At 58.3% G+C, this 20,954-nt stretch carries 29 protein-coding genes and 1 tRNA gene; 24 read left to right on the plus strand and 6 right to left on the minus strand.

What is annotated here, in order from left to right:
- Window positions 1-110: 110 nt before the first annotated feature.
- Entirely contained in the window at window positions 111-311 is a 201-nt protein-coding gene (locus A7J50_RS18935; protein WP_034120602.1) for a hypothetical protein, read from the minus strand.
- 30 nt (window positions 312-341) lie between these two features.
- The gene (locus tag A7J50_RS30850; protein ID WP_335711415.1) at window positions 342-548 is read right to left on the minus strand and encodes a transcriptional regulator; all 207 of its coding nucleotides are present in this window, start codon (window positions 546-548) and stop codon (window positions 342-344) included.
- A gap of 77 nt (window positions 549-625) precedes the next feature.
- Between A7J50_RS30850 and A7J50_RS18940 the strand changes: the two genes are divergently transcribed.
- From A7J50_RS18940 to A7J50_RS19060, 24 genes are all read left to right on the plus strand, one after another.
- Window positions 626-1,357 (plus strand): LexA family transcriptional regulator, encoded by a 732-nt coding sequence (locus tag A7J50_RS18940; protein ID WP_082895924.1) that lies wholly within the window; start codon window positions 626-628, stop codon window positions 1,355-1,357.
- Between the two features lie 953 nt (window positions 1,358-2,310).
- Entirely contained in the window at window positions 2,311-2,511 is a 201-nt protein-coding gene (locus A7J50_RS18945; RefSeq protein ID WP_064453194.1) for a hypothetical protein, read from the plus strand.
- A gap of 681 nt (window positions 2,512-3,192) precedes the next feature.
- A complete protein-coding gene (locus A7J50_RS18950; protein ID WP_064453195.1) occupies window positions 3,193-3,444 on the plus strand; it encodes a hypothetical protein in 252 nt (83 codons plus the stop codon).
- 28 nt (window positions 3,445-3,472) lie between these two features.
- Window positions 3,473-3,832 carry a hypothetical protein gene (locus tag A7J50_RS18955; RefSeq protein ID WP_064453196.1) on the plus strand — a complete coding sequence of 120 codons (360 nt, stop codon included), beginning with the start codon at window positions 3,473-3,475 and terminating at the stop codon, window positions 3,830-3,832.
- A 21-nt stretch (window positions 3,833-3,853) separates the two neighbouring features.
- Window positions 3,854-4,096 carry a DUF551 domain-containing protein gene (locus A7J50_RS18960; protein WP_064453197.1) on the plus strand — a complete coding sequence of 81 codons (243 nt, stop codon included), beginning with the start codon at window positions 3,854-3,856 and terminating at the stop codon, window positions 4,094-4,096.
- Between the two features lie 19 nt (window positions 4,097-4,115).
- A complete protein-coding gene (locus A7J50_RS18965) occupies window positions 4,116-4,382 on the plus strand; it encodes a hypothetical protein (protein WP_064453198.1) in 267 nt (88 codons plus the stop codon).
- Window positions 4,360-4,590, plus strand: a complete 231-nt coding sequence (locus tag A7J50_RS18970; RefSeq protein ID WP_064453199.1) for a hypothetical protein — start codon at window positions 4,360-4,362, stop codon at window positions 4,588-4,590. Before A7J50_RS18965 ends, A7J50_RS18970 begins: the two co-directional genes overlap by 23 nt.
- A complete protein-coding gene (locus A7J50_RS18975) occupies window positions 4,587-4,814 on the plus strand; it encodes a hypothetical protein (RefSeq protein WP_064453200.1) in 228 nt (75 codons plus the stop codon). Before A7J50_RS18970 ends, A7J50_RS18975 begins: the two co-directional genes overlap by 4 nt.
- Before the next feature lie 103 nt (window positions 4,815-4,917).
- On the plus strand, window positions 4,918-6,006 hold the full coding sequence (locus tag A7J50_RS18980; RefSeq protein ID WP_064453201.1) for a hypothetical protein: 1,089 nt from the start codon (window positions 4,918-4,920) through the stop codon (window positions 6,004-6,006).
- A 53-nt stretch (window positions 6,007-6,059) separates the two neighbouring features.
- Window positions 6,060-7,049: a RecT family recombinase gene (locus A7J50_RS18985; RefSeq protein WP_064453202.1), complete on the plus strand. Its 990-nt coding sequence runs from the start codon at window positions 6,060-6,062 to the stop codon at window positions 7,047-7,049.
- Entirely contained in the window at window positions 7,049-7,711 is a 663-nt protein-coding gene (locus tag A7J50_RS18990) for a lambda exonuclease family protein (protein WP_064453203.1), read from the plus strand. Before A7J50_RS18985 ends, A7J50_RS18990 begins: the two co-directional genes overlap by 1 nt.
- Before the next feature lie 2 nt (window positions 7,712-7,713).
- Window positions 7,714-7,956, plus strand: a complete 243-nt coding sequence (locus A7J50_RS18995; protein ID WP_064453204.1) for a hypothetical protein — start codon at window positions 7,714-7,716, stop codon at window positions 7,954-7,956.
- The gene (locus A7J50_RS19000) at window positions 7,953-8,414 is read left to right on the plus strand and encodes a hypothetical protein (RefSeq protein WP_064453205.1); all 462 of its coding nucleotides are present in this window, start codon (window positions 7,953-7,955) and stop codon (window positions 8,412-8,414) included. Before A7J50_RS18995 ends, A7J50_RS19000 begins: the two co-directional genes overlap by 4 nt.
- An 81-nt stretch (window positions 8,415-8,495) precedes the next feature.
- Window positions 8,496-8,975: a hypothetical protein gene (locus A7J50_RS19005; protein ID WP_064453206.1), complete on the plus strand. Its 480-nt coding sequence runs from the start codon at window positions 8,496-8,498 to the stop codon at window positions 8,973-8,975.
- Between the two features lie 57 nt (window positions 8,976-9,032).
- On the plus strand, window positions 9,033-9,644 hold the full coding sequence (locus tag A7J50_RS19010) for a DUF1566 domain-containing protein (protein ID WP_064453207.1): 612 nt from the start codon (window positions 9,033-9,035) through the stop codon (window positions 9,642-9,644).
- A 79-nt stretch (window positions 9,645-9,723) separates the two neighbouring features.
- On the plus strand, window positions 9,724-10,344 hold the full coding sequence (locus A7J50_RS19015) for a DUF1566 domain-containing protein (protein ID WP_064453208.1): 621 nt from the start codon (window positions 9,724-9,726) through the stop codon (window positions 10,342-10,344).
- Window positions 10,345-10,403: 59 nt separating this feature from the next.
- A complete protein-coding gene (locus A7J50_RS19020) occupies window positions 10,404-10,760 on the plus strand; it encodes a four helix bundle protein (protein WP_032903920.1) in 357 nt (118 codons plus the stop codon).
- Window positions 10,761-10,972: 212 nt separating this feature from the next.
- Complete coding sequence (locus tag A7J50_RS19025; protein WP_237140856.1) at window positions 10,973-12,133, plus strand: RNA-directed DNA polymerase; 1,161 nt, start codon at window positions 10,973-10,975, stop codon at window positions 12,131-12,133.
- A gap of 44 nt (window positions 12,134-12,177) precedes the next feature.
- Window positions 12,178-12,849 (plus strand): hypothetical protein, encoded by a 672-nt coding sequence (locus A7J50_RS19030; RefSeq protein ID WP_064451072.1) that lies wholly within the window; start codon window positions 12,178-12,180, stop codon window positions 12,847-12,849.
- Entirely contained in the window at window positions 12,846-13,484 is a 639-nt protein-coding gene (locus A7J50_RS19035) for a hypothetical protein (protein ID WP_064453210.1), read from the plus strand. Before A7J50_RS19030 ends, A7J50_RS19035 begins: the two co-directional genes overlap by 4 nt.
- 79 nt (window positions 13,485-13,563) lie before the next feature.
- The gene (locus A7J50_RS19040) at window positions 13,564-14,058 is read left to right on the plus strand and encodes a hypothetical protein (RefSeq protein ID WP_064453211.1); all 495 of its coding nucleotides are present in this window, start codon (window positions 13,564-13,566) and stop codon (window positions 14,056-14,058) included.
- Between the two features lie 49 nt (window positions 14,059-14,107).
- Window positions 14,108-14,416 carry a hypothetical protein gene (locus A7J50_RS19045; RefSeq protein WP_156526296.1) on the plus strand — a complete coding sequence of 103 codons (309 nt, stop codon included), beginning with the start codon at window positions 14,108-14,110 and terminating at the stop codon, window positions 14,414-14,416.
- A gap of 57 nt (window positions 14,417-14,473) precedes the next feature.
- Window positions 14,474-16,120: a DUF4942 domain-containing protein gene (locus A7J50_RS19050; protein ID WP_064453213.1), complete on the plus strand. Its 1,647-nt coding sequence runs from the start codon at window positions 14,474-14,476 to the stop codon at window positions 16,118-16,120.
- 356 nt (window positions 16,121-16,476) lie between these two features.
- On the plus strand, window positions 16,477-17,673 hold the full coding sequence (locus A7J50_RS19060; protein ID WP_064453215.1) for a tyrosine-type recombinase/integrase: 1,197 nt from the start codon (window positions 16,477-16,479) through the stop codon (window positions 17,671-17,673).
- Between the two features lie 69 nt (window positions 17,674-17,742).
- On the opposite strand, the gene A7J50_RS19065 is transcribed toward A7J50_RS19060, so the two are convergent.
- From A7J50_RS19065 to pheT, 4 genes are all read right to left on the minus strand, one after another.
- Window positions 17,743-17,819 (minus strand) — tRNA-Pro (locus A7J50_RS19065).
- A 90-nt stretch (window positions 17,820-17,909) separates the two neighbouring features.
- Complete coding sequence (locus A7J50_RS19070; RefSeq protein ID WP_003174972.1) at window positions 17,910-18,266, minus strand: MerR family transcriptional regulator; 357 nt, start codon at window positions 18,264-18,266, stop codon at window positions 17,910-17,912.
- On the minus strand, window positions 18,247-18,549 hold the full coding sequence (gene ihfA, locus A7J50_RS19075; protein ID WP_002553164.1) for an integration host factor subunit alpha: 303 nt from the start codon (window positions 18,547-18,549) through the stop codon (window positions 18,247-18,249). Before ihfA ends, A7J50_RS19070 begins: the two co-directional genes overlap by 20 nt.
- Window positions 18,550-18,552: 3 nt before the next feature.
- Entirely contained in the window at window positions 18,553-20,931 is a 2,379-nt protein-coding gene (gene pheT, locus A7J50_RS19080) for a phenylalanine--tRNA ligase subunit beta (protein WP_064453216.1), read from the minus strand.
- Between the last annotated feature and the right edge of the window lie 23 nt (window positions 20,932-20,954).

Here is a 20,954-nt window from a genome sequence, read left to right on the forward strand (position 1 = left end):
TGGCCTGGGCAAAACTCCACCCGTTCTGACGCATCAACCCCTCCACTGCTTGCCGCGTTTTAGGCGGCAACTTTTCAAGCTCAATGCTCATTCGGGCCTCCAAAAGGCCTCTAGCCCGCGATATCTTCTTGTTTGTCCTGCATGAGCTCTTCGATGACACCGTTGGAAACTGCCCACTCGATGATTTCGTAGAGATACGTGGCGTGCTGCATACGGGTTTTGCTGGCGGCTTTACGCAGAATCCGATCAAGCACTGGTTCGAAACGAACCTTCACCGGGATGGCGCGCTTTTGATTGGGGTCCATGTACATACTTCGATGCTCCTGGCTGATGAATTGGGTTTAAGCAGCAATTGGGTAGAGATCGGGGCGCAACTCGTGCCGAGGCACACCGGTTGCGCTCTCGATGCGAAGTGCCTGACGTGCGGGCACACCCCTGGCCTTCCAGTAGGAGACCGCCATAGGAGTGACTCCCAGGAGCAAGGCAAGGGCTTTGCCGGAACCGGCAGCCAAAATTGCGCGTTCTAGAGGTGTTGGTTTCATAAACATTCCGCCGTCGGCGAGTAAACATAACTCAACGATACGTTTATTTAATAAACATAGCAACACGAGTAAACTTTCTGTTTATGAAAATCGAACATTCAGGCGACCGCCTCAGGCAATTCACTGCCCCTAGAAGCATCACGCCGACCTGGCTCGCGGATAAATTCGGGGTTTCCACTCAATCGGTGAACAACTGGTTCAGTCGCGGCGTGCCCAAGAAAGACCTCTATCGGGTCAGTCAGGAATTGGGGATTCGCTTTGAGTGGCTCGACAGTGGCGACGGCCTTCCTTTGATGGAGGGTATTGGCGATGCGAGGGATCGAGACGCATCGGGCGCGCTGTCAGAGATTGAAGCGTGGGATGACGACACCCCGCTTAGGCCTGATGAGGTTTGGCTCCCCTTCTTGGAAGAGGTTGAGCTTGATGCCGGCCCTGGTATGTTTGCAGTAGAAGAAAGCCCTAGCGCAAAACTGCGCTTCTTTAAGCAGGACCTGCGCCGCAACAGTGTGCAGTTCGATAAAGCCAAGTGCGTGTCGGTAAGCGGGAACAGCATGGTGCCCGTTCTGCGAGATGGCGCGACAGTCGGTGTAAACGTTGGGAAGAACTCCCTCAAGGATGTGGTCGATGGAGAGATGTACGCCATCAATCACAACGGACAGCTCCGCGTTAAGCAGGTCTATCGCCTCCCCACGGGCCTAAGATTCAGAAGCTACAATCGCGACGAGTACCCTGACGAGGATTACACGTTCGCCGAAATCCAAGAGCAGCAAATCTCCATCATTGGTCACGTCTTCTGGTGGGCAATGTTCTCCTAACACCAGTCCACGCTATCCAATCAAGCCCGGCCAAGCGCCGGGCTTTTTGTGCCCGCGATTTGACCTTCACGCCGTCCCCGCCCATGCCGTCCTGGCAGTCCAAATAAACAAAATAAACATTTTGTGTTGACGCGTTTATAAACGTGTTGTTTACTAGCTCCATCGCAGCGACTTACGAGGGACTGCGAAGGGCCTCAGGGCCTGACCGCTCTTTAACAGCTCAAGACCTTCGCAGATCGATCCCCGGCAACGGGCACAGTGCGAACAATAAATTCGATCTCCACGCCAGCTCTGGAACTGGCCGCACCTTCCATATGAGGGTGCGCGAAACCACGCACACAAACCGGCAAAGCATCGAACACGAAATGTGCTAACGCCGGTGAGAGACGACTCGGTAGTTGTGAGTGGTGGAGACAACAGATTTCACTGGCAGGCCTTCGCAAGAGGGCCTGACGGGAAATCAACCAGGTGCAGAACGATGTGCCACGAGACTAAGCGATCCAGCACCTGCAGGGTGGATAAAAGCCTTGCTGAGTTTCACCGAAACAAGGCTCGAAAAGACGGCGTCGCCTCCGAGTGCAAATCATGCTGGAGGCAGGGAAGGACAGATCTAGGCAGGGAGCAGAAGGTAAAGCGGAAAGAAATGCTTGAGTCATTCAAAGAGCTTGAATATCGGCTCTGCCAGGTTTGCAGTGCGCAGAAATACAAGACCGAATTTCTTACCTCGGCTGGAAATGAGCGCGACCATAGAAGCACCTGCAATACCTGCATGAATTCCAAGCGCAGGCCTAGATCGACCAAGACAAAATCTCAACTTCGAGCGGGCCTATCCCCGTCGTATGTTCGCGGCCTTCTGTCTAGAGGGGCTGCTAGTGCAGCAGATATCCCGGAATCGTTGGTGGCAGTTAAAGCCCTTCAAATCCAGATAATTCGATTGGCAAAGGACATAGAAAATGAAAAACGCTGAAGCACTACGGAAAAATCTGGCCGATGTCTTTCGCCAGCTGCAAGCCGGTGAAATCAACGCCAAGGACGCCTCTGAGCTGGCAAATCTGGGCGGCAAGATGATCAACAGCGCCAAGGTGCAAGTCGAGTATTTCGCGCTTCGCAAAGAGGCGCCGCGGATTGCATGGCTCGAGCAGGATGCCGAATAGGACAGCCAGCGCCACGACAGCCTGTCGTTAACTGCCCGATCCTCTCTATGAGAGCGCATCGGATATAGCTCGGCCTTCTGCGTGATAGCAGGGTGGCCACCTTGTCCTGAGCCTGAGCGGATTTTGTCGCGGCGAAGACGGACAACACTCGGAGGGATTCGAGCTATATCCGATGCGGATGCACGCCCAGGCTGATGGGCAGCGACGCAGGCTCGCAAGTGGGGCGCCGACGGACTTCGGTTGATCGGCTCGGTTGAACCTGACACTTCACACCCAACCCGGAGATCAGCACCGGGCATCTGCATCACCCATTCAATAGGTGGCCACCGCCTTCCCAGTGAGCGAACAACAGGAGATACGGCCATGAAGTAGATCAACGATTCATCCGCGTGGCGTAGCAAGCCTGAAGGCTTCGCCCAACACCCTAACAGGCAGCGGACAGCAGGGCCGACGATGTCACCGCGCATCAGCCAGGGAGCTGGCAGGCCCAACCAAAACGAAGACGAACACCGCAGGCGAGTCCGAGGGCATAGCTGGCCAGACTCGACACATCCCGGGCAGTGCCGGGCGCCTGCACCCTTCCCCACCTCTACCCGTCAGCACTCCTCCCCCGCGCCCATCGGCAAACAGCGGGAGGAATGAGTGTTGACGAATACAGGTGAACCAAAAGAGGAATTAGCGATGAAAGCTTTAAATCGCATCCGAGTATCGACGTACATCATGGGCTACGAGTCCGGATTCGAAGACTTCACGGTCGAGGAATTCCGCTACTGCCTGGGCATCTTCAAATCCGATCAACACCGCACCGCAGGCGACTTCACGCCGCTGTGTGAACTGTACGAGCGCGGCCCCGAATCCGAAAACGACTACATCCCGAACTACGGGAGCTACGTCACTAACCTTGTTCAAGGCTGGTCCGATCTGCCCGCCTAACCGGGTGAACCAACGAATGGAGAGAGTCATGAGTGAGCAGTACATCGTGATCAGCCTTAAGCGCACCCATCGGCGGCACAAAGCAATCACCCTTTGGCGGCCAGATGACAAGGGCTACTGCTGGACGCTCGACAGGGCTGGCCGATACGAAGAGCCGCAAGTGCTTGAGCATCTTGGCTACTACAACAGTGGCTGCTCGAACATAGCCGTGCCGTTAGCACTCGTCCAGCGCTTGGCGAGAGAGGTTGAGTACGACACCAAAGAATTTGGCGACTGCCTTGCGAACAATGCAGCAACTTGGAAGCAGCTTCTCGCAGCTGTGATCCGACAGACCGAATACCAATCGAAGCCCGAATATCGCGGCGCTCGATACCCGAAAGCCGCCTAACCCCAAACACTGGAGGTCGCCATGAGCGATTGGATCAGGGTTGAGGACATGCTCCCGGAGAACAACACCCACGTACTGGTTTCGTGTGTTGGTGGGAATGTCGATATTTCCTTCTTCTGCCTGAACCGTGAGTTTCTGCGTGGCGCCGGCAATAGCTATTCGAGAAGTAGCCTGGGCAAGCCATCAGGATTCTTCCAGATCAGCCACCAGTACGGCTACCAAATCACCCACTGGCAGCCACGGCCAGCACCAGCAACCGAATAACGCCACCCTGGAGGCGACCATGCACCCTGACATCCAAATGCGCCGCGACATCGTCGACGGCCTGCATCAGCGTTCCCGTCTCGCCACCATTGAGCTGTATCGGCTAATTGGTCGGCCTGAGCCAGTGGTCACCTTCCGGATGATGGTGAAGCCGGCGGGCCGCGACTTCTTCCATGTGGTGGATAGCCAGACCAATAAGGTCATGGGGTTCCGTCGCAACCACAACGAAGCCTGCGCCCTCGCCCGGAGCCTGGAGACTCGCCATGCCAACCAGCTACGCGGATAGCGCCCAGGCCAGGGAGTCCGACAGGCGCTGGGATTTGCCGAACTTCGGGAAGAAACAGCACGTCGACCTGTTCCATGAATACACGGCGGACAACCTGGCTGAGCGTGAGGCGCGCCGACTCAAAGAGCGGGCAAGCCTAAAGCTGCGCATCGGCGCAGCCATTGCGCAGATGGAGTTGGTTTGCCCGCCAGCAGGCGGTATCGAATGAACATCGCGCAGCGAGACCACCAGAACGCCGTGAGCTGGATCGAGGGCGAGATCGACAACATGATTCGCGACCTGGGCAAGGCCAATGCCAGCGCGGCGGCAACATCATGCGTCACCTTGGCCTTCATGCTGCGGGTCATTGACGAAGCCGAGCATCGTTATTTCCGGGCGCGCATCGACAAAATCTACGCCAACTACAACGCCTCCACCTCTACCGCCGCTTGACGGCGTAACCAAACCACAAACACTTTCAATGCTGCGCCAGGCGCGGCGAGGTATCGTCATGTCCACAAATCCTAAAAATGCACCCGCACAGGAATCGCTCGAAATGAGTGAAGCCGAAGATGCGCAAAAGGCTGTATCCCCTGCGGTGGCGGTTACCGACATCGCTGAATATCGGCCCCACGAAGAACAAATCGTTCGCCTGGAAACAACCTACGCGAAGCTGGTCGTGGATTGCTCAACGAGTGAGGGCCTGGCAAATGCGAAAGAGGTTCGCGTAGATATACGCGACGTGCGCTATGCCCTGGCAAACACCACCAAGACGGCGTTGGTTCCATATCAGCAAAAGGTCAAAGAGGCTCAGGCCCGCGTCAACCAGGTCAAGGAATTCGGTGAAACCCTCAGGGCTCGCGTCCTCGTACTTGAAGAACCAATTGACGAAGCGATCAAGGCCGAGGAGAAGCGCGTCGCCGACGCTAAGGCTGAGAAAGAGCGCCTGGAGCAGGAGCGAATCGAAGCCATCCGGGCAAAAATTACCCGTTTCAGTTCTGTCGCTGCCGCGTACGCAAGCCGCAGCGCTGCCGACGTCGCCGGAATTCTGCAAGGCGTTAAGGAGTCGGTGATCCTGCCCGAAGAATATGGCGAATTTGAAGCTGAAGGCACCATCGCTCGAGACAACGCAATTGAGCAGCTGGAAGCGCTACACAAGGCTGCCATTGATCGAGAGGAAGCTGCTGCCAAGTTGCTGGCTCAGCAGAAAGAACTGGACGAGCTGCACGAGAAGCAACGCATCGCCGACGCTGAGGCTGAAGAACTGCGTAAGCAGCGCGCCGAGGAAGACCGTCTGCGGTTAAAGAAGCAGCAGGACGAACTGGACCAGCAGCGTCGCGACATGGAAGCCCAGCAACGCCAACAGCGCGAGCGCGACGCCCAATATCAGCGTGACCAGGAAGAGCTGGCCCGTCTGCGCGCCCAAGCTGCCGCGCCGGTCCCGGTCCCGGTCATTGCTACGGCTCCTGCCTCGATCGAAGCGAAGGCCGAGGTCGCACCAGTCAGCTCACAGGCGACCGGCGCTGAACAGGACGATTTGACTACGACCGCGCCGGCAGTTGACGACATTGTCGAGGTTGTAGCGCTGGGCTTCGACGTACCTCTCGACACCGCCCGCGCTTGGCTACGCGCCATCCGCTTCTAACCACCCTTTCCACCCGAAAGCCGACACATTCCTTGTCGGCCAGGGAGAGCGCAATGACCGAATCAGACACCCAAGCACAAACCGGCCTGGCGACATACCAAGATCCATCTCACAACGCCGCAGCGCTCATACTCGACCCGGGCACCATGAGGTCGATGAGCGACCTGGCGATGATGATGTCGAAGGGTGTTACCACAGTGCCAAAACACCTGAAGGGCAATCAAGCCGACTGCATGGCTGTAGTACTGCAGGCCATGCAGTGGCAGATGAATCCATTCGCTGTCGCGCAGAAGACGTTCATCGTCAACGGTGGGGCATTGAGCTATGAGGCGCAGCTCGTTAATGCAGTGATCACCGCCAAGGCACCAGTCAAAGGTCGATTAAATTTTGAATGGTTCGGCGCTTGGGAAAACGTCATCGGGAAGATGCGCGAAGTCACCAGCAAAACGAAGAAGGACGAGGACACCGGCGAGTTTAAAAAATACCGCGTTCCAGCCTGGAGTTTTGATGATGAGAAAGGACTCGGCATTAAAGTCTGGGCGACCTTCAAGGGCGAAGACGAGCCGCGGGTTTTGGAGCTTCTGCTTACGCAGGTTCGCACACGCAACTCCACACTTTGGGCGGAAGACCCGAAGCAACAGATCGCCTACTTGGTGACAAAAAAATGGGCACGCCTTTTCTGCCCTGACGTGATCCTTGGTGTTTACACCCCCGACGAATTCGAGGATTCGTACGGTGGCGAGATCGACATCACCCCCGCCAAGCAGACTGCGAACACCGCTGCCGCGGCAGGTGTGTCGTTCGGGCCTAAATCTCCATCGCCTGACATCGACGGAGTATTTGCGGACCTTCTGTTCGTCGCGAAGCGCCAGGACATTGAAGCCTACGCTGCAGCTTGGGCGGGCCTCAAGCCGAAGCAGCGTGCGGCAATCGGTCTTGAATGCCACGAAGCACTCAAGAGCATGGCGGCGACCGTTGATGCTGACTTCACCGACATGAGCGGCTCCAACGCAGACCAACCCCATACAGAGGAGGCCGCGTAGTGAGAACTGAGCTTCAGGGCACGGACAAGTGGCATGCGGACCGATCTGGCCGCGTGACAGCCAGCCGCTTTAAAGACGTGATGGCCTGGGGAAAGCCTGACAAAAATGGTAAGCGCGAGCCTATGGGGGCGCGCACCTCATACATGCGCGAGCTGTGCTTCGAACGGCTGGCAAAGAAGTCCAAGCACAACGTCAGCAGCGCCTCTATGAAGTGGGGCCACACCGAAGAACAAAAGGCGCAGGACGCCTACGAGATGTTGACCGGCAACATCGTCCTGCCGTCGGAGTTTATCGTTCACCCGAAGTACGACTGGCTCGGCTGCTCGCCAGACGGCCTGATCAACGATGACGGCGGCACTGAATCAAAGTGCCCTTTCAATGAAGCGATTCACGTCAGGACCTGGATCGAAGGTATGCCCGAGGAACACATGCCGCAAGTCCAGGGCTGCATGTTCGTGACAGGGCGAAAATGGTGGGACTTCCTGTCGTTCGATTCGCGCCAGGATGAAGAGTGCCAGCTCTACATCGAGACGATTTACCGCGACGAAGACTACATCGCCAACCTGCACAAAGAGCTGGTTCAGTTCAACCTGGAACTCAATCGCATGGTTGATGAGGTAGCAGACAAAGCCAGGGCGCAAGCCCATCGCCTAGGAGCCTGATCATGATCAGCAACCTGAAATCAGACATCGAGTTTCGGCGCGAGAAAGCGCTGGAGCTTTCCAGTCAGGTCCGTCGGCACCTGGCCGCCGGCGGCAAGCTCACAATCGGCGAGAGCCCGGCGATCAATCCAGATCCGGCAAAGCGTTCGGAATTCATCGACCCGACAACCATCCTCAAGCGCCGTAAGCCGCCCATCACCCGAGCCGAGCGTGAAGCGCTGCGCAAACTCGCGGAGGCTTTATGAGTAAGCGTAAACCCCACAACCTGCAGGCGCGCATTGCCCGGTCGTGCCGCTCGCTGCTGGCATCCAACCACGTAGCGGTGGTTAACATTGACCCCAGCGGCCGCCAGGGCATGATCAATTACAAATCGCTCAAAAATATTGCGCCGGGGAAGATCGGCCAGGCCGTCTGCGGCATTCCCCACCGCTGGACGATCTACCTGAGCGCGCTTTGCATCGACGCCCGCGGCGACCGCTACAGCAAGTCGGTGGAGGTGGCGCCCGAAGGCGTTTACCTCTCCGACCACTTGGAAGACGTGATCGAGCATTGCTACAAGAAGCTGCGCGACGAGGCCAATCAAAGCCAGATGGTGGCTTCAGGTTGGATTGCCATACCTGAAGCGATGTCGCTCGATGAGGCGCACGCCGCACGGATCTTCGAAGCGGTCGGCGCCTGGAATCAGCAGAAGGTCGCGGCGTGAAGCGAATCAATAAACAGGTCAGCGCGAGACGCCGGCTAACCTGGCTCGCACTGCCGGCCAGCGGAATAGAAGAGGTAGGCCATGGCTGCCGAACAGAAGGATCGCACGGCCAAACTTGCCGAGAAACGGCAGGAACTGGGCGAGCAGGAATTGCGGCACACGGTCCCGTACGGCACCCAGCTGATGCTTGCAGAGCTGATGCTCTGGCATGAGATTCGAGAAATTGGCGAGGCAGTACAACTTCTGGTGATCAATGGCAAGGCCGAGGATCTACCGCCAGCGCCGCCGAAGGTCAAAGGGCCGTCCGACATCATCCGTCACTACTTCCGGCAGGGAATGCGTGACCGGCTTACAGCGCTCACCGCCGAGCTTGGCGAGACGAAAGACCGCGCCACCATCTGGCGACTGATCGCTCATGTCCACTCGCTTGGCGCCGAGAAGTCCGCGCCACTCTTCGAAATTAAGCGCCACGGTTATGAGATAACCGAAAACGTGGCGCGCAAATTAAGACAAGCAGGGTTTGCCGAATCGCTCCAGATGAACGCCGAAGACGACGAATAACCCACCCTACTCGCTGCATCCGGCCACCGGATGGCGGCGCCTGACTGAGGTAACCGCATGAAAACCGAAATGATCACCCTGAAACACGGCGACGTGTCTATCAAGATGCCATCAAGTGCTCTGGCAAAACTGGCGATTGCCAGCTTTTTCGCCCAGGTGCTTCCGCCGGCGGCGAACGTTCAACCGGTAGCGCCTTCCACTATCCCGGAGATCGGCCAACCGTGGCCGGGCCAGGGCGGACTCAACGGCGGTTTCGTTCACGCCCGCGGTGAAGTGCCGGCGCACTACCTGATCATCGCGGCCAAGGACGTTGGCGATCACAAGTGGGGCGGTCGTGGCGTTGAGGTCAAAGGACTGAGCAAGACTGACGGCTACACCAACACCCAGGTGCTGATCGGCAACGATGACGAGCGAAAGTACCCGGCGGCGGATGCCTGCGCCGAACACCAGGCCGATGGTCACCGCGACTTCTACCTGCCCGCCGCTGCCGAACTGTACCAGGGCTGGCTGAACTGTCCCAAGGTGTTCGCCCAGGACTGCTATTACTGGTCATCGTCGCAGCGCTCAGCCAACACCGCATTCGTCATGAACTTCGGTGGTGGCGGTCAGGACTTCGGCGGCAAGAGCGGCGAGCTCCGTGTCCGCCCCGTCCGCAGATTCTTTATTTAATCCTTCATCCATTCGTTCTTGATCCGGCACACCAGGGCGCACAGCGCCTTTTTTGTTGCCTTCGAAAAGAGGAAGCACCATGTCCGCAGTTGAGAAAGCAGCACCAGCAGTAACCACTCCGGCAATCGGCCAGTCCTACGGCGGCGGTTTCGTCACCGGCATCACCCACGACCCGGTAACTGGCAAGCGCTCCTTGCACATCACCGCCGGCGCAGCGCATGAGTTGCTCGGCAAGTGGGGCGAGTACGGCGAGAAGATCGAAGGCGCCGATAGCTTCACCGACAGCCTGGCCAACACCCAAGCCATGGCAGCAGCAGGCAGTGATCTGGCAGCGAAGGTGCTAGCCCTGAACATCGAAGGCTTCACCGACTGGGCGATCCCGGCTCGCGATGTGCAGGAGCTGCAGTACCGCCACTTCAAGCCGACCACCGAAGAGAACTGGGAAAACTCGCGCAACGGTGACAACCCACATAGCGAGCCGGTGGGTCAGCTGTACAGTGCGGAAGGCCCGCTGCAAACCGTGCACACCGCCTTCCAAGAAAGTGGCGCCGAAGCCTTCCGCGACACCTGGTACTGGTCGAGTTCGCAGCGCTCAGCCGACACCGCGTTCTTCATGGTCTTCGTTGATGGCGATCAGGGCTACGGCGGCAAGGTCAACGAGCGCCGTGTCCGCCCCGTCCGCAGTGAATTTATCGATTAATTCGCTTATTTAATCCGGCCGCGTGCGGCCGGTTGCTTTGCTTATGGAGCTGTACCGCAATGGGAATGCACACCGATCTGTCGATCTACCGGGCGGCCATGGGTCTTTTGCACATGGCGACCATCCTGACTAGAAATATCCCGCGAGACCTCAAACAATCGCTGGGTAAGCGAGTGATCGACGAATGCATCGAGGTTGTGATGCTGATCGCCCGTGCAAACGCAACCCAGGACAAACGACCACACCTGACCTTGTTGGTCGAGAGGGTTCAAGTGGTCGAGTTCCTGATGCGCCTATTCAAGGACAGCCGATTCATCAGTGTCGAACAGCATGCTAAGGCGATAGAGGTAACAGCCTCCGTCGGCAAGCAGGCCAATGCCTGGAAACGCTCTACCCCAACCGCGCCCGCTACCTGAAGGTTACGGCTTTCTGGTCTGTGCGAATTGAATCTGGTCGTGCCGCTGACCTGATAGGTCACCGCCATGCGCACAAGGGATACCGCCGGTCTAAAGCGTCCGCGTAGGTCCTGCGCAGTTTCCTTGCTGATCGGCTATGCCTTCGGCTCGGCGACGTAGATAGCACGATAGGTCGCAGCGCTCAGCCAACAACGCATTCAACATGAACTTCGATGATGGCAATCAGAACAACAACGACAAGAACAACGAGCTCCGTGTCCGCCCCGTCCGCAGATTCGACTTTGGGCCCCTACCCGTTTCAGGATCTGGTCCAGGCCTATTACGACTGCCGACGCACCAAGCGCAACAGCGACAGTGCGCTGGCTTTCGAGATCGACCTGGAGCGGAACCTGATCCAACTACACGACGACCTGGTAGCCGGCACATACCGGCCAGGCCGGTCTATTTGTTTCGTGGTCACCCGACCGAAAGCCCGGGAAGTATGGGCGGCAGCCTTTCGGGACCGCGTCGTCCACCACCTCATGTACAACCATGTGGCACCGCGCTTCTACGCCTGCTTCATAGCGGACAGTTGCGCATGCATTCCAGGGCGCGGCACGCTGTACGCGGCCAAGCGTCTTGAATCGAAGATCCGGAGCGCCAGCGAGAACTGGTCGAAGCCCTGCTGGTATCTAAAGTTGGATTTGGCCAATTTCTTTGTCGCCATCGACAAGGCGGTGCTTCGCAAGCAACTAGAAGCGAGGATCACCGAACGATGGTGGCTGGCCCTGGCCACGCAGATCCTGATGCATGACCCGCGTGAGGATTACGAGACGCGCAGCCCGGCGCACCTGTTCAACCGGGTACCACAGCACAAGCGTCTGGTAGCGCAGCCCGCGCGCCTCGGCCTGCCGATCGGCAACCTGTCATCGCAGTTCTTCGCCAACGTCTACCTCGACGCCCTGGACCAGTTCGCCAAGCACACGCTGGGCGCCAAGCACTACATCCGCTACGTCGATGACTTCGTGTTCCTGCATGAATCGCCGCAGCAGCTAAACCAGTGGCTGGCAGAGGTCGAAGCGTTCCTGCCAAGGCTCGGCGCCAAGCTGAACCCCACAAAGACGATCCTGCAACCCGTGGATCGTGGCGTGGACTTCGTTGGCCACGTCATCAAGCCATGGCGACGCACCACCCGCAAGCGATCCCTGGCCCAGGCACTGAAGCGCACCGCCGCGGCGCCAGCCGAGGATCTGCGCCAGACAGCCAACAGCTATTTCGGGCTACTCAGCCAGGCCAGCCACAGTCATAGCGACCGAGCAGCACTTGCTCGCGTCGTGCTGAAGCGCGGCAACATCGTCAACGCGGCGATGACCAAAACCTTCCAGAAGAAGTAACTCCCCCACTGCACCGCCCGGGCGTGGCCCGGCAAGGACTCCCCATGCCTACAGAAAACCAAATCACCGCGCCGCTGCAGGTTGAGCGCTCCACAGTCACGAAGCTGGTGATCACCGGTGCGCCACGCCTAGACCCGATCACCGTGTTCCTCGAGGACTTCGGCCGGCGCGACTGCCCGATTGAGGCGAACCCGAACTACCAGACCGCTCAGGGCAAGATCACCATCAACTGCTGGGACAACAGCTGGAACGCTTACTGGGGCGGTATGGGCCCGCGCACCGTCGCGGAGTTTGTCGCCGACTGCGGCTGGGACTACGTCCTGAATTGCTTGGATCGCGGCATCAGTTCCACGGTGTTCAGTGGTGACGCGCTTCACGCCCTCGCCAAGAAGTGCATCGTCCAGCGCCGGCGGCAACAGACCGGCCGCCACGATTGGGAGTTGGGCGAGCTGAGCAAAGAGGAAGCCCGCGAGCTCTGGCAGGACATCGACGTTCTGCGCAGCATCGAGAGTCCGAGTGAATGCTGGCATCAAAGCGCGCTGCTGACCGAGTTGTTCGGCGATGAGTGGCACTACCCGCTAGACGGAAAGGCCGTCGAAGAGAACCACAAATTCACGTACCTGCGGCGGGTTGTCGAGGCCGTCCAAGCAGCGCTTCGTCAAGAACAGCAGCCGGTTGTGAATGCCCATGATCTGGTATCGATGGAGGCTGTATGACCGAAGTTATGCGCTACGACCTGGACAGGGACACTGACGAAATATGCGCGGACATGGTGCCGGCCGACGGTGGGCGGTACGTGGAGTCGACCGACTTCGACCGGGTCACAGCCGAGCGTGACGGCCTGCAACTGCTGCTCAACCAGCGCGACGAACAGGTCGAAAGCCTGGAGCAGCAGCGCGAGGCGGAATTGCGCAACGGGCAGGATATGCAACAGCGCCTGACCGCAGCGGATGAGCGCTGGGACGAGTTGGTCAGTGCGGTACGGTCAATCAACCGCAGCCCGCACTATATGGTCAAAGCGATTGACGACGACCAACCGCAGTACAGGCAGCGCAAGGAATGGATTGATTGGGTGCTTGAGCTTTGCGATGCAGCGCCTACATCCACTGAGCGATCCAACAAGGACTACGCCATCGAGCACGCCGAGTACATGGCCAAGTCAGCCGATGACGTGCTGGCGAAGTTCCAGGCATACGGCCTGGCTCTTCTGGCCGTCGATGAAGGCGGCGACGACGGTGAAGGTGAGCTGTTCGAGAATATCGACTCCGCCCGCGGCGACCTACAGGAAGCTCTCGTAGATCTGCGCGGCATGGTTTACGAGTTCCGCAAGCGCAGTGCAAAAACCCGGTAGGAGAACATCCGTACTCCACCCGCAAAACATGTAGCCCCTCCCCCTTCAAAGTCAGCCGCTATAGCGGCAAGGAACCCCCATGCTCGATGCAAACATCCACATCTCGCTGAATAGCCTCACTGCAAGCCAGATGGCCAAGCTGCTGGTGATGCATCACGGAATCGATGCTTTCGGCTACAAGTACGACAGCCTGCGCGATGCACCCAAGGGCCTCGTCACGCTTGAAGATTTGGCGTCCATGTCCGGCGAGGATCTGGATCAGCTTTACGATGAGAGCTCGCACGATGATGCAGTGAACGAGGTGCGTTACAGCGCGGTGAGCGCCCCCGGAATTTCGTCTTGGTGCCACTACAGCTGGGGCCGCAACTACGAGGTCGACGTTAAGGCCTTCATCCTGCCTGATGGCCGCGCTCTCGCCTTCTGTGAGATGAGCGGCGGCGGTAAGCACGGCGAGCCAAACGCGTACCCCTGGGTTGAAGAAGCCAAATTCATCAAGGTCTCCGGCGTCGAAGAGCGCGTCATCAAGACTTACAAGTTCGAGGATATTCCAGAAGCTTCAGAGGTGACGCCATGATCGCCAACCTCTGGTTCGCCTAGGTCTTTATCTACAAGGGGCCCAAGCCATGACGCAGACAATGCAGGAACAGTTCGAGCAGGCGTTCAGCGATGACAACGGCAAGCTGCCGGTATCGTTCATCAAGCTGCAGCGCTTGGGCGACAGCTACAGCGTGCCGCGTGTTGCCCGGGCCTGGTACTGGTTCAAGCGCTCCCGTGAAACCCTGGTGGTGGACCTGCCAACGGTTGGCCCTTCGCCGGAACCGCCAGAAGATGCAATCGACGACAGCTGGCTGGATGCCCACCACGCCAAGATTCAAATGCGCGACGCGTGCTTCAAAGCCGTCGACGCTGCCGGCATCAAGATCGCCTCCTAACCCCAATCCCCCTATATGCCTGTCGGTGAGCGGCGGGCGCGCATCTGGAGATAAAGCATGAGCTCAATTGCAAAGCAGGCATTTGGGGAAATCGTAGAAGATGTGTCCGAATTCTTTGCGCCGATGTCGAGCGACCTTGTAGATGGCCTGCTCGGCCAATACGGCGCCGCCCGCCGGAACATCGAATCCATGGCCGCAGCGGTCAGCGACCCCCAGCACGCCAGTGTCCTGCACTACTTCATTAGCGGAAACGTGGAAGAGCAGCGCTACAGCATCCCGTCGACCGTTGAAACCCTGTTCAATCTGGAGGGCGCCGTGGGCCAGCTGAATGGAGATTTCTGGAATAGGGCGCTGCGCCTTACCGACGTGTTCGACTACATGCCCCAAAAGCGTCGGGAAGAATGGCACGAGCAAATCAAGAACCCGCTGGGCCGCAAGAAAAACAAGCACAGCCAGGAAGCCGAGCTGCCAGCGCTGCCCGACTTCGAAGAGAGCACCGTGCGCGGCACGCTGTCAGGCCTACTGTCAAGTCGGCACAAGTTCCTGGCCGAGCGCGTTGACGGCATCTTTCGCGCCCTAAGCCGAACGCACGTGACCAACCGGCCAGAAGGTTTCAGCAAGCGCATGATCATCGCGGGCATTAACAGCTGGGGTACTTCTGGCCAAATCAACGATCTGCGCTGTGTCATCGCTAAATTCATGGGTCGCGAGGAGCCGAAGCACGGCGCAACCGATCCGGTGATCAAAGCTGCTGGCCGGCACAACGGCGAATGGATGGCAATAGACGGCAATTCGCTGCGCATTCGCGTCTACGGCGGCGTCGGTACCGCGCACCTCGAAGTGCACCCCGAGATGTCCTGGCGACTGAATGCGATCCTTGCCAGCCTATACCCGGCGGCAATCCCATCGCAATTCCGCGAGAAGCCAAAGACCCGCAAGAAGATCAAGGATTTCGAGCTCTTCGATAAACCGCTGCCGCATGCAGTGATTGCGATGCTGGCGGAAATGCGAGATGTGCGAGAGCGTGTTTTGCCTGAGTGGCCGGAGCGCCACATCGACGTGCCGATGGCAAAAAGCTTCGGCTACGGCGAGAAGGACAAGGCCACTCAGGCCGAAGCCGAGAAAGCGCTGATAGCAATCGGCGCAGTGAAGGTCAAGCACTACTGGCAGTTCGACTATAACCCTGGCGAAGTGCTTGACCAGATTGTTTGCTCTGGGTGCATTCCGGACCAGAAGTCGCATCAGTTCTATCCAACCCCTGAAAACGTCGCGCTGGCAGCTATCGAGCTGGCCGACATCCATCCGGGCCACCAATGCTTGGAGCCGAGCGCCGGTCTTGGCGGCTTGGCCGACATGATGCCGAACGACACAACCGTATGCGTTGAGATAAGCGCACTACATTGCGAAGTGCTCAAGGCCAAAGGTCACCATGTCGAGTGTGCCGACTTTTTGAAGTGGAATATCACTGGCAAATACGACCGTATCGTAATGAATCCTCCGTTCAGCGAGGGCCGATGGCAGGCTCACCTTGAGCATGCTTCATCGATGCTAAAGCTCGGCGGGCGATTGGTTGCGGTGCTACCAGCCAGCGCAAAAGGAAAGGAATTGCTCCCAGGGCTCACTCATGAGTGGACGCAGATCTACAGCAATGAGTTTTCTGGAACCAGCGTTTCGGTAGTGATTCTCACCGCCTACTCCGCATAACTCTCCCCCACCTTCTGCCGCCCAGCGCGGCGCGGAAACCCACCCCAATAATTCCACCCGGCAACGGCGTGGCGAGGCATTCCTATGGCCAACACAAAGTTAGCGCCGGTCCTAGAGACCGCGCCCCGCTTCATCCGGGCGATGCACGCCCCCGCTTACCTTGGCATGTGCCGGGAAGAATTCAAGAATACCGTCCGTCCACACGTCCGCGAATTCCCCATTGGAAAACAGGGCGTTGGCTTTGATCGACACGAACTGGACGCGTGGGCAGACGCCTACATCGAAGCCAAGGCGATTGAAAAGAAGGCTGATCAGGACAACAATCCGCCCCGCAGTGGGCGCCAAGGAGCAAAACAATGGCGCGAAAAACAATGTCGGGCCTCTATCAGAGGAACGGGATTTGGCACATCGACAAAGTCGTCCGAGGTAGCCGACTTCAGGAAAGCACTGGAGCAAGCGAAAGGGAAGAAGCCGAGCAGTACCTGATTCATCGGTTGGAAAAGCTGCGGCAAGAAAAGATTTATGGCGTGCGCCAGGTGCGAACCTGGCGTGAGGCTGCCACCCGGTTCCTCGTGGAGTTCAAAGACCAGGCATCCATCGGCCTTTCCGCTTCTCACATTGAGCAGCTCGACCCGTACATCGGCGATCTGCCCATAACGCACATCGATGATGGGAGCCTGGCCACGTTCATTCGTGAGCGGCAGCGGCCGAGCAAGACGGGCAATGGTAGGGTCAAACCAGGCGTATCGAACAGGACGGTCAACATAGCCCTGCAGCGAGTCGTCAGGATCTTGAACCTGTGTAACCGCAAGTGGCGTGATGCTGAAAAGCGGCCGTGGCTGGAGAGCGTGCCGATGATCTCGATGCTTGAGGAGAAGAAGTCGAGCCGTAAACCCTACCCGATGTCCTGGGAAGAGCAGGCCCTATTGTTCCCTGAGCTGCCCGACCACCTTTTGAGGATGGCCCTCTATAAGGTAAACACGGGTTGCAGGGAGCAGGAGGTGTGCAAGTTGCGGTGGGATTGGGAAATACGGGTGCCGGACCTGAACACCAGCGTATTTCTGATACCTGCCGGATTCGGCGGGCGGAGTGAAAAGGCAGGGGTAAAGAACGGCGATGAGCGCCTAGTGATCCTTAACAACGTGGCGATGTCCATCATCGATGGCCAGCGCGGTCTGCATCGAGACCTGGTGTTCCCGTACGGGCAGCCAGATCAGTTCGGGCCAACGGCAATGCATCGCATGAATGACTCGGCCTGGAAGAAAGCCAGGGTGCGCGCAGCGGATAAATGGGAGAAGGCCCACCAATCGCCAGCGCACCCCGGATTTAGGTCGATCAGGATTCACGACTTGAAGCACACCTTTGGCAGAAGGCTACGTGCAGCAAACGTGACAGAGGAAGATCGGAAAGCGTTGTTGGGGCATAAGAACGGCAGCATAACGAGCCACTATTCTACCCCGGAGCTGCAGCACTTGATTGAGGCTGCGAACAAAGTGTCGGCAACTGACTCTCGCGGGCCAGCACTGACAATCTTGAGGAGGAAGTTGGGATGATCCCCCGCAAAAGTCCCTACGCGTAAAAAATCCGAACTGGCTAGAGTTCGGCTAAGTCACTGTAAAATATGGTCGGGACGGAGTGATTCGAACACTCGACCCCTAGCACCCCATGCTAGTGCGCTACCGGACTGCGCTACGCCCCGACTAGGCGTGTTACTGGGTTCGCTTCGCAACGAAGCGATCAGGAATATACCGCAAGCTTTTGAAATGTGGAAGTATTTTAAAAGCCTGAGTTATTTCTTCAAAACCACCAGCACATCTTCGAGTTCGGAGATCATTTGGCGGATCAATTGCTTGTATTGGGTGGTGTCGTCTTTGGCTTCATCACCGGACATACGCTGGCGCGCGCCGCTGATGGTGAACCCCTGATCGTACAGCAACGCACGGATCTGCCGGATCATCAGCACATCCTGGCGCTGATAATACCGACGGTTCCCGGTGCGTTTGACGGGGTTGAGTTGAGGAAACTCCTGCTCCCAATAGCGCAACACGTGCGGTTTGACCGCACAGAGCTCGCTGACTTCACCAATGGTGAAGTAGCGTTTGCCTGGGATGACGGGTAGCTCGTCGTTATGACTTGGTTCCAGCATAAGCCTCAACTCGGGCCTTCAACTTCTGCCCTGGACGAAAGGTGACCACACGGCGAGCCGTGATCGGGATTTCTTCTCCCGTTTTTGGATTGCGGCCAGGCCGCTGGCGTTTGTCCCGCAGGTCAAAATTGCCGAAACCGGACAATTTGACCTGTTCGTTGTCTTCCAGAGCGTGCCTGATTTCTTCAAAAAACAGCTCGACCAATTCCTTGGCCTCGCGCTTGTTCAGACCCAACTCTTCGTACAGACGTTCCGCCATCTCAGCTTTCGTCAAAGCCCCCATACGTCACTTCCTTAACGTGGCGTTCAACCTTTGTTCGAGCGAGGTGAGGATATTTTGTGTCGTGGTATTCACCTCATCGTCATTAAGAGTGCGCGATGGATGCTGCCAGGTCAAGCCAACTGCAAGGCTTTTTCTATGCGGATCAATGCCTTTACCCTGATAGACGTCAAATAGCCTGAGGTCTGTCAGCCATTCCCCTGCATTTTCACGGATTACATCCAGAACAGCAGTGGCGGCCACGTCACGGTCGGCGATCAGGGCCAGGTCACGACGTACTTCAGGGAAGCGCGACAACTCGCTGAATTTAGGCATTTTGCCCGACGCCACTTCGGCCAGCACCAGCTCAAAAACGAACACAGGACGGTCGAGACCGAGGGTTTTCGACAGCTCGGGGTGAATGGCACCGACGAAGCCCACCAAGCGCCCTTCGCGCTCGATACGCGCAGTCTGGCCCGGGTGCAACGCTGGATGGCTGCCTGGCACAAACGTGAAGTCATTCAGTGCGCCGGCAAAGCCCAATACCGCTTCCACGTCAGCTTTAACGTCGAAGAAGTCCACGGTGTCACGGCCCTGCGCCCAGCCTTCCGGCAGACGGCTACCGCAAACCACACCGGCCAACATCGGCTCTTGCTTCAGGCCGTCGAGTTGGCCGACGAAACGCAGGCCGCTTTCGAACATGCGTACGCGATCTTGCTGACGGTTCAGGTTGTGGGAAAGCGCCTTGACCAAACCTGGCCACAGCGACGAGCGCATGGCGGCCATGTCGTTGGAGATCGGGTTAGCCAACAGCAACGGCTCAACGCCTGGGTTGAATAGCTCGAACTGCTTCGGATCAATGAAGCTGTACGTCACTGCTTCCTGATAGCCTCGGGCAACCAGCAGACGACGCAACTCTGGCAGGTGCGCACGCGCTTCGGCCTTGGGTTGCGGTGCCAGGCGCGCTTGCGGGTAGCGTACCGGCAGACGGTTATAGCCATACAGACGGGCCAGCTCTTCGATCAGATCAACTTCCAGGCTGATATCGAAGCGATGGCTTGGCACGTCAACGTGCCACTGCCCTTCCTCGCCAGCGGAAATGCCAAGGCCAAGCGCCGACAGCAATTGCTCGATCTGAGCAGGCTCGATCACCAGGCCAAGCATTTGCTCGACGCTTTTGGCGCGCAGCGTAATAGGTGCAACGGACGGCAGGTACTGTTCGTTGACGGTTTCGGTGATCGGGCCAGCTTCGCCACCCGTGATTTCCAGCAGCAGGCCAGTGGCGCGCTCCATGGCTTCACGGGCCAGCTTCCAGTCCACGCCACGCTCGTAGCGATGCGAGGCATCGGTGTGCAGGCCGTAGGAGCGGGCCTTGCCGGCGATGGCGATCTGATCAAAGAACGCGCTTTCGAGGAAAATATCGCGAGTGGTCGCGGACACACCGCTGTGCTCGCCACCCATCACGCCGGCAATCGCCAGGGCGCGGGAATGGTCGGCGATGACCAGGGTATCAGCGCGCAGGCTGACTCCCTGGCCGTCGAGCAATACCAGCTTCTCGCCTTCTTCGGCCATGCGTACGCGGATGCCGCCATTGATTTCGGCGAGATCGAAAGCGTGCAACGGTTGACCCAGCTCCAGCATCACGTAGTTGGTGATGTCGACGGCAGCGTCGATGCTGCGCACATCGGCGCGACGCAGGCGCTCAACCATCCACAGCGGGGTTGGCCTGGAAAGGTCGACGTTACGGATCACGCGGCCGAGGTAGCGTGGGCAAGCGTTTGGCGCCAGCACTTCGATCGGGCGTACTTCCTCGTGCACGGCAGCTACTGCGGCAACCACGGGACGAGTGACTGGCGCGTTGTACAGCGCGCCTACTTCGCGGGCCAGGCCAGCGAGGGACAGGCAATCGCCGCGGTTCGGGGTCAGATCAACCTCGATGCTGGCGTCTTCCAGCTCCAGGTAAACACGAATGTCCTGGCCTGTTGGCGCGTCGGCCGGCAGTTCCATCAGGCCGTCGTTGCCCTCGCCCACTTGCAGTTCAGCCTGGGAGCAGAGCATGCCGTTGGACTCAACGCCACGCAGCTTGGCTTTCTTGATCTTGAAGTCGCCTGGCAGTTCGGCGCCGATCATGGCAAACGGAATCTTCAGGCCCGGGCGCACGTTTGGCGCTCCGCATACGACCTGGAAGGTTTCGGAGCCATTGCTGACCTGACACACGCGCAATTTATCAGCATCAGGGTGCTGCTCGGTGCTCAGCACCTCGCCCACGACCACGCCGCTGAAAACACCGGCGGCCGGCGTTACGCTATCGACCTCAAGGCCGGCCATCGACAGACGAGCAACCAGCTCGTCGCGATCTACCTGCGGGCTTACCCAGCCACGCAGCCATTGTTCACTGAATTTCATCCTGCTCTCCTAAAGATTCGTTA

Origin of the sequence: Pseudomonas antarctica, assembly GCF_001647715.1 — a bacterium.
GTDB classification, from domain to species: Bacteria; Pseudomonadota; Gammaproteobacteria; order Pseudomonadales; family Pseudomonadaceae; genus Aquipseudomonas; species Aquipseudomonas antarctica_A.